We start from the raw sequence: 6722 nt of genomic DNA, 5'->3' as shown, positions 1-6722 counted from the left end.
GGCGGCATTGCCGAGATGCGCACTGGCGAGGGCAAGACCCTGGTCGCGACGCTGCCGGTCTACCTCAACGCGCTTGCCGGCAAGGGCGTCCACGTCGTCACCGTCAACGACTATCTGGCCACCCGCGACTCCGAATGGATGGGCCGCGTCTACAAATTCCTCGGCCTCTCGGTCGGCGTCATCGTCCACGGCCTGTCCGACGAGGAGCGCAGCGCCGCCTACGCCGCCGATGTCACCTACGCCACCAACAACGAGCTCGGCTTCGACTATCTGCGCGACAACATGAAATACGAGCGCGCCCAGATGGTGCAGCGCGGTCACAATTACGCGATCGTCGACGAAGTCGATTCCATCCTGGTCGACGAGGCACGCACGCCGTTGATCATTTCCGGTCCGCTCGAGGACCGTTCGGAAATGTACAACACCATCGACACCTTCATCATCCAGCTGCAGCCGCAGGATTATGAGATCGACGAGAAGCAGAAGACCTCGATCTTCACCGAGGAAGGCACCGAGAAGCTCGAGAACCTTTTGCGCGACGCCGGCCTGCTCAAGGGCGAGTCGCTCTACGACGTCGAGAACGTCGCCATCGTCCACCACGTCAATAACGCGCTGAAGGCGCACCGGCTGTTCCAGAAGGACAAGGACTATATCGTCCGCAACGGCGAGATCGTCATCATCGACGAGTTCACCGGCCGCATGATGCCGGGCCGCCGCTATTCGGAAGGCCTGCACCAGGCGCTCGAAGCCAAGGAGCATGTGGCGATCCAGCCGGAGAACCAGACGCTCGCCTCCGTCACCTTCCAGAACTATTTCCGCCTCTACAAGAAGCTGTCCGGCATGACCGGCACGGCGCTGACCGAGGCAGAGGAATTCGGCAACATCTACGGCCTCGAAGTCACCGAGATCCCGACCAATCTGCCGGTGATCCGCATCGACGAGGACGACGAGGTCTACCGGACGGTCGAGGAGAAATACAAGGCGATCGTCAGGGAGATCCGCGAAGCCAGCGCCAAGGGCCAGCCGACGCTGGTCGGCACCACCTCCATCGAAAAGTCCGAGCAGCTGGCCGAGCGCCTGCGCAAGGAAGGTTTTACCGATTTCGAAGTGCTGAACGCTCGCCATCACGAGCGCGAGGCGGCGATCGTCGCCCAGGCCGGCAAGCCCGGCGCCATCACCATCGCCACCAACATGGCCGGCCGCGGCACCGACATCAAGCTCGGCGGCAATGCCGAGATGCGGATCGAGGAAGAGCTGGGCGACATGCCGGCCGGCCCCGAACGCGAGGCGCGGGAAAAGGAAATCATTGCCGACATTGAGCGGCTGAAGGAAAAGGCATTGGCCGCCGGCGGCCTCTATGTGCTGGCCACCGAACGCCACGAATCGCGCCGCATCGACAACCAGCTTAGAGGTCGTTCAGGAAGACAAGGCGACCCCGGCCGCTCGAAATTCTTCCTGTCCCTGCAGGACGATCTGATGCGCATCTTCGGCTCCGAGCGCATGGACGGCATGCTGCAGAAGCTCGGCCTCAAGGAAGACGAGGCGATCATCCATCCGTGGATCAACAAGGCGCTGGAAAAGGCGCAGAAGAAGGTCGAGGCGCGCAACTTCGACATCCGCAAGAACCTGTTGAAATATGACGACGTCTCCAACGACCAGCGCAAGGTGGTGTTCGAGCAGCGCATCGAACTGATGGACGGCGAAGGCCTCTCCGAAACGATCGCCGAGATGCGCGAAGGCGTCATCGACGAGATCGTCGCCAAGGCCATTCCCGAAAACGCCTATGCCGAGCAGTGGAACGTTGCCGGGCTGAAGGCCGAGATCGCCGAGTTCCTGAACCTCGACCTGCCGGTCGAGGACTGGGCCAAGGAAGAGGGCATCGCCGAGGACGACATCCGCGAGCGCATCGCGCAGGCCGCCGAAGCCGCCGCCAAGGAGCGCGCCGAGCGTTTTGGCCCCGAGGTGATGAACTATGTCGAGCGCTCGGTGGTGCTGCAGACGCTCGACCATCTGTGGCGCGAGCACATCGTCAATCTCGACCATCTGCGCTCGGTCGTCGGCTTCCGCGGCTACGCCCAGCGCGATCCGCTGCAGGAGTACAAGGGCGAGGCGTTCGAACTCTTCCAGGCCATGCTTGGCAATCTGCGCCAGGCCGTCACCGCGCAGCTGATGCGCGTCGAACTGGTCCGTCAGGCCGCCGAAGCGCCACCTCCGGAAGCCCCCGACATGTTCGGCACCCATATCGACGGCAGCACCGGCGAAAACGACTTCGAAGGCGGCGAAACCGCCCTCCTGGTCCGCCCGGAGACAACCGCAATCGTCGCCCCCGAAGACCGCGACCCCAACAACCAGGCCACCTGGGGCAAGGTAGGCCGCAACGAAGCCTGCCCCTGCGGTTCGGGGAAGAAGTACAAGCACTGCCATGGGGCGTTTGCGTAAAGGCGCGGCGCTTTCCTTCTCCCGTCACTATACGGGGAGAAGGTGGCCCGCAGGGCCGGATGAGGGGCGGCGCCTGCGTTCGCGATTAGCCAATCTCCCCACCTGAGGGGGAGATGGCCGGCAGGCCAGAGGGGGGCGATGTCCCGCCGACTAAGCCGCCTCGAACTCGAACTTCAGCTGCGCGGCCTCATCCTCTGGCAGCCAAGGCACCATCTGAGGCACGATCTTGCGATAAAGCCGGGTGCTATCCTGATCGGCAACGTCTCCGTGCTGCGCGCCTCGGCGATGATGAAACAGCGGCGCAAACCTCAAACGCCTGTGCCGCCCCTCATCCGCCTGCCGGCACGTTCTCCCCGTATAGGGACGGGGCGAAGGAAATTCCTCACCCAACCGTTTCTTAATGTGTCTCCGCTACACCAACGCCTGAAAAAGAAGCGGAAAACGGAGAGAAATCGGGGTGCGCTTTTCCGCGGCCACGACTGCCGGGCGGTTCTTGCCGCAGCGTTGGGCGCTGCGCATGGGGCCGTTGCTTGGCCGCATCGATGCTGTGCTGTTCACCGCCGACGAGCGCGGCGAGGCCAGCCGCATGTCGGTTATCGCCTTCTCGGTCCGCATCGTCAGCGCCGTCATTGCCTTCGTCAGCCAGGTGCTGATGGCACGCTGGATGGGCTCGTTCGAGTACGGCATCTTCGTCCTCGTCTGGGTGACGATGGTCATCGTCGGCAATCTCGCCTGCCTGGGCTTCCACACCTCCGTCATCCGCTACATTCCCGAATACCGCGAGCGCGGCTTGATGGACGAGTTGCGCGGCATCGTGCTGGCCAGCCGTCTGTTCGTGCTGATCGCCTCGACGCTGATTGCCGGGCTCGGCGCGCTCGGCGTCTGGCTGGCGGCACCCTGGATCGAGAGCTACTATGTGATCCCGTTCATCCTCGGCGTCATCTGCCTGCCGATGATCGCCATGTCCGACCTTCTGTCGGGCCTGGCACGCGCCAACAGCTGGGCGCTGTTTGCCCTGTCGCCGACCTATCTGGTGCGGCCGGTGCTGATCCTGCTGTTCATGGCGCTGATGCTGCTGGCGGGCTATGCTCCTGACGCAAAGACCGCGATCTTCGCCTCGATCGCCGCCACCTACGCCACAACGCTCGGCCAGCTTATCGGTGTCACCCAGCGCATGGAACGGCAGATTCCGGCCGGGCCGATGAAGGTCCATTTCGCGCAATGGTTCGTCGTCTCGCTGCCGATCTTCCTGGTCGAGAGCTTCTTCTTCCTGCTGACCAATGCCGACGTGCTGATGGTCGGCGCCTATATGGACCCCAATGACGTCGCCGTCTATTTCGCCACGGTGAAGACCCTGGCGCTGGTGCATTTCGTCTACTTCGCCGTCAAGGCCGGCGTTGCCCAGCGCTACGCCCAGTTCACCCATGGCGACCCGCAAAGGCTCGCCGCCTTTGCCCGCGAGACGGTGTCGTGGACGTTCTGGCCTTCGCTGTTGATGGCGCTGCTGGTGCTGGCGCTCGGCGAGCCGATGCTGGTGCTGTTCGGCCCGGAATTCAGCAGCGGCTATCCCTTGCTGTTCCTGCTCGTCTTCGGCGTCGCGGCGCGCGCCGCCGTCGGCCCCTGCGAAAGCCTGCTGACGATGAGCGGCAACCAGAACATCTGCGCCGCCGTCTATGCCATGACGCTGGCCTTCAACATCGCCCTCAACGTGATGCTGATCCCGATGTTCGGCCTGTGGGGCGCGGCCATGGCCACCGCCTTTGCCATGATCTTCGAAGCCGGCGCGCTGTCCTTCACGGTGTGGCGCAAGCTCGGCATCGTCATGCTTATCTTCGTGCCTGCGAAAGGAGCCGCGTGATGGCTGCCATCCCGTTGCTTGAGGAAACCAGCGGCGGCACCGCCGGCGCCATGGTGTCGGGCCTTGCCGGGCTGACCCGTGACGCCGACCCCGCCCATATCGAGATTCTCGCCAACAACCGGCCCGAGCGCAAGCTCGCCATCTACCCGGCATCCGCCGGTTTCGACCTGGTCGAGGAGCTGGATTATCTCTGCGCCCGCACGGTCGAGCCCAACGTGTTCTTCAACCCGCGTTTCCTTGCGCCCGCCATGCCGCGGCTGGAAGATCGCGAGGTGCGGCTGGCGGTCATCCGCGACGGCGACGAATACCGCAACCGGCTGCGCCTTCTGGTGCCGTTCTCAGTGGAACGGCCGGTGGTGCCGCTCGGCGTGCCGGTGATGCGCACATGGTCGAGCCCGTTCGGTCCGCTCGGCACGCCGCTGGTCGACCGCGACGACCCGGTGGGCGTCGTCGAGGATTTCTTCTCGATGCTGTCGCGCCCGCATCTCAAGCTGCCGAAAGTGTTCGTCCTGCCCGATGTCCGGCTCGATGGCCCGGTGGCGAGCCTGTTTGCCACCGTGGCCGAGACGCGCGGCCTGATGCTGGTCACCACCGGCCAGACCCTGCGCCCGGCGCTGGAGAGCGAGCGCGACGGCGATGATTATCTGAAGGCCTCGCTGCGTTCGCACCATTATCGCGAATTCCGGCGGCTGAAGCGGCGCCTCGGCGACCTCGGCAGGCTGGAGCATGTCGTGGCGCGCGGCCCCGAAGACATCCGCCACGCCATCGAGAACTTCCTGACGCTGGAGGCGGCCGGCTGGAAGGGCCGCGAACGCACCGCCATGGCGATCGACCGTTTCCGCGCCGCCTTCGCCCGCGAAGCCGTGCACCGGCTGGCCGAGCAGGACATGTGCCGCATCCATTCGCTGACGCTCGACGGCCGCACCATTGCCTGCCTGATCGTCTTCGTCGAAGCCGGCATCGCCTACACCTGGAAGACCGCCTATGACGAGACGCTGGCCAGCTATTCGCCGGGCACCTTGCTGATGATCGAGGTGACCGGGCAGCATCTCGACGATCCCAACATCATGATGACCGATTCCTGCGCCGTGCCCGACCATCCGGTGATGAGCCGGCTATGGGCCGAGCGCAAGCCGATGGGCACGCTGGTGATCGGCCTGACGCCGGACGCCGACCGCCTCACCCGCCAGGCCGCCTCGCAACTGCACCTCTACCGCGAAACCCGCAACATGGCCCGCCTGCTGCGCAACCGCATGAAGAGCTTGTTGGGGCGGCGCTGAGAAAAGGCAAGGGTGCGGTTCTGGAAGGATGGCACATTTTCGCTGCAATATTTGACACAGAGGTGGCCGGGACTTTACTTCGATTGCCCAAGAGGCAAGCGCTAAGATCGACTTCCGCTTCAAAAAAACGAGATTTCTTGCAGCAATTTTCCGGTGAAACCCGGCAAGATCTACTCGCATTCTTGTCCTTGATGCACGATAGTCTAGTGATTCGGTCCGCGATGAGAGAAAAATGTCGCTGAATCATGAGGCCAACGGCGCCCGGCACATCAGTGCGAACGACAGCGCCGTTGTCCGAAGGGCCGACGAAGACTTCGAAGAACTGATTCGAAGCATCCGAGCCGCCACGCATCAAGCTTTGCCTCTCTTCGAAGAGGAGCCCGTGACCGGATTGGCCCAGTCAGACACGCTGGCCGCCTCCCTCGGCTCGACTTCGGCCCGGACGGGCTCGAGTCAGGCCCACGCCATGCGCGGCTCCTCGCTCTTGTCCAACGATGACGACTTGGCGTGGTCGCTGGTTGAGGACTATGTGGCCAGGCTCGATGCGCAAACGCACGATGCCGACGCTCCCGATACGGACAAATGGGACTTGCAGGAAGAGGTGGCGAAGCTGCAACGTTTGCAGGATCGCACCTCGAAAGAGCTTGGGCGAAAATCGCGCGAGCTATCGATCGCAAGCAAGACCATCGCCGACCTGGAGGTCCAACTCAACAGGGCACGGCAGACCATTGCGCAGGCGGATAGGCATGCCGGCCAGCGCGCAACACGGTTCCTCGAAGCGAATGTCGAGGTCGAGCGCCTGGGACGGAACCTGGCGCGCGTGTCGGGGCAACTCCGCGACGAGACCATGGCCAGGCAAGCCGCCGAGCAGGCGCGTGAGGACGTTGCATTGCGGCTCGCCAGCTTGCAACAGGCCGCCATGCTGCTTCGTTCCAAGGTCGCGGACTACCAAGTCCACAACGAACGACTGACCGGCAAACTATCTGCGCAGATGCTTGTACAGCAGGACCTGCAAGCGCGGCTGTCCACGGTCGAGCATCAGCGCGGCGTTCTCGGCGATTGCGCCGCCGCCGCGCAGGAACGGGCCGTCGAACTTGAAAAGAGGTTGCGCTTGCTCCAGCGCAGCACCCCCGATCAAAGCGTGG

Annotated in this window: 4 protein-coding genes; all 4 read left to right on the top strand. The window is 63.9% G+C overall.

All coding sequences use genetic code 11. The annotated features are described in order from the left end of the window. The coding region (gene secA, locus EN879_RS19230) for a preprotein translocase subunit SecA (RefSeq protein WP_127274179.1) at positions 1-2439 on the top strand (2439 nt) is incomplete at its 5' end. 457 nt (positions 2440-2896) lie between these two features. Next, entirely contained in the window at positions 2897-4297 is a 1401-nt protein-coding gene (locus EN879_RS19220) for a lipopolysaccharide biosynthesis protein (protein WP_063169078.1), read from the top strand. After that, positions 4297-5577, top strand: coding sequence for a GNAT family N-acetyltransferase (locus EN879_RS19215; protein ID WP_063169079.1), 1281 nt, complete (start codon positions 4297-4299; stop codon positions 5575-5577). The genes EN879_RS19220 and EN879_RS19215 overlap by 1 nt, the downstream gene beginning before the upstream one ends. A 232-nt stretch (positions 5578-5809) precedes the next feature. Then, positions 5810-6722: hypothetical protein (locus tag EN879_RS19210; protein WP_164774467.1), on the top strand; the 913-nt coding region annotated here is incomplete at its 3' end.

Origin of the sequence: Mesorhizobium sp. M7A.F.Ca.AU.002.02.1.1, assembly GCF_003998535.1 — a bacterium.
Classification (GTDB): domain Bacteria; phylum Pseudomonadota; class Alphaproteobacteria; order Rhizobiales; family Rhizobiaceae; genus Mesorhizobium; species Mesorhizobium ciceri.
Note: the sequence above shows the minus strand (reverse complement) of the source record. Positions and strands in the feature narration are given on the sequence as shown.